At 70.3% G+C, this 1624-nt stretch carries 2 protein-coding genes; one reads left to right on the top strand and one right to left on the bottom strand.

Features of this window, described 5'->3' with window-relative positions:
- On the bottom strand, window positions 1–443 hold a 443-nt coding region (ssb, locus tag D183_RS0114985; protein WP_017909721.1), incomplete at its 3' end, for a single-stranded DNA-binding protein.
- A 281-nt stretch (window positions 444–724) separates the two neighbouring features.
- Here ssb and D183_RS0114980 point away from each other — a divergent pair.
- Window positions 725–1624: polyprenyl synthetase family protein (locus tag D183_RS0114980; protein WP_017909720.1), on the top strand; the 900-nt coding region annotated here is incomplete at its 3' end.

Here is a 1624-nt window from a genome sequence, read left to right as displayed (position 1 = left end):
TGCCCGCCGCCACCACCGCCGCCACCGCCCATGCCGGAGCGCTCCTGGCGCGGCGGTGCCGAGCGCTGCGGACGGTCGCCGCCGCCCATGCCGCCGCCACCGCCCTCGCCGCGGCCGCCGAGCATCTGCATCTCGTCGGCGACGATGTCGGTGGAGTACTTCTCCACGCCGTCCTGGCCGGTGTACTTGTCGTAGCGGATCGAGCCTTCGACGTAGACCGAGCTGCCCTTGCGCAGGTACTCGCCGGCGATCTCGCCGAGCTTTCCGAAAAACACCACGCGATGCCACTCGGTGCGTTCCTGCTGGTTGCCGTCGCGGTCCTTGCGCACGCTGGTGGTGGCCAGGCTGATGCGGGTGATGGCCATGCCGGCCTGGGTGTACTTGGTGTCGGGATCGTTGCCGAGGTTGCCGACGAGGATGACTTTGTTGATGCCGCGGGCCATGAGCTGCTTCCGTCTGGGGTCTCCGCGGCCAGGGGGCACGCAGAGCGGTAAAGAAGATTTCGGGGAGCAATCCTAACATCGCCGGGCCGGACCGGCCTGCGCCAGGCGCCCGCGGGCGCCCCGGAAAACGCCGCATTGGGCTGTCGGAATCCTGCCGGCACGCCTCCCGCCGGGCGCTGCAAACCCAGGCACGGCAAGCTCTCCGCCCCCTGCCCCGGCCCACAACGGGACGGATGTGGCCGCGCAGCCTATACTTTGCGCACGTTTCCAGTCCTGTCCGCATGAGCATCGCCGAATCCCCCAGCTCCGCCCTGGGCCTGCCCCAGATCCAGATGCTCGCCGCGCCGGACATGGCCGAGGTGGACGCCCTGATCCGCCGCCGCCTGTCCTCGGACGTCGTGCTGATCAACCAGATCGCCGACCACATCGTCTCCGCCGGCGGCAAGCGCCTGCGGCCGATGCTGGTGGTGCTGGCCGGCCGCGCCTGCGGCGCCGGCGGGCCGATGCAGCACCAGTTGGCGGCGATCATCGAATTCATCCACACCTCGACCCTGCTGCACGACGACGTGGTGGACGAGTCGGACCTGCGCCGCGGCCGCAGCACCGCCAATGCGCTGTGGGGCAACGCGCCCAGCGTGCTGGTCGGCGACTTCCTGTATTCGCGCAGTTTCCAGCTGATGGTGGAGCTGGACAGCATGGCGGTGATGCGACTGCTGGCCGACACCACCAACCGCATCGCCGAGGGCGAGGTGCTGCAGCTGCTGCACGTGCACAACCCGGACACCGACGAAGCCGCCTACCTGCGCGTGATCGAGCGCAAGACCGCGGTGCTGTTCGCCGCCGGCACCCGGCTTGGCGCGCTGGCCTCCGGTGCCAGCGAGGCGGTGCAGGAGCGCCTGTACGACTACGGCATGCAGCTGGGCTATGCGTTCCAGATCGCCGACGACGTGCTCGACTACACCGCCGACGCCGCCGACCTGGGCAAGAACCTGGGCGACGACCTGGCCGAGGGCAAGGCCACGCTGCCGCTGATCCACGCCATGGCGCATGCCGACGACGCCACCCGCGCGCGCCTGCGCCAGATCGTCGAACAGGGCGACGCCAGCGCGATGCCCGAGGTGCTGGCCGCGATCGACGCCAGCGGCGGCATCGAGTACAGCCGCCGCCGCGCGGCCGACTAC

It is taken from the genome of Xanthomonas sp. SHU 199, from assembly GCF_000364665.1.
Taxonomy (GTDB): Bacteria; Pseudomonadota; Gammaproteobacteria; order Xanthomonadales; family Xanthomonadaceae; genus Xanthomonas_A; species Xanthomonas_A sontii.
The sequence above is the reverse complement of the archived record's forward strand: the minus strand, read 5'-3'. Positions and strand labels throughout refer to the sequence as shown.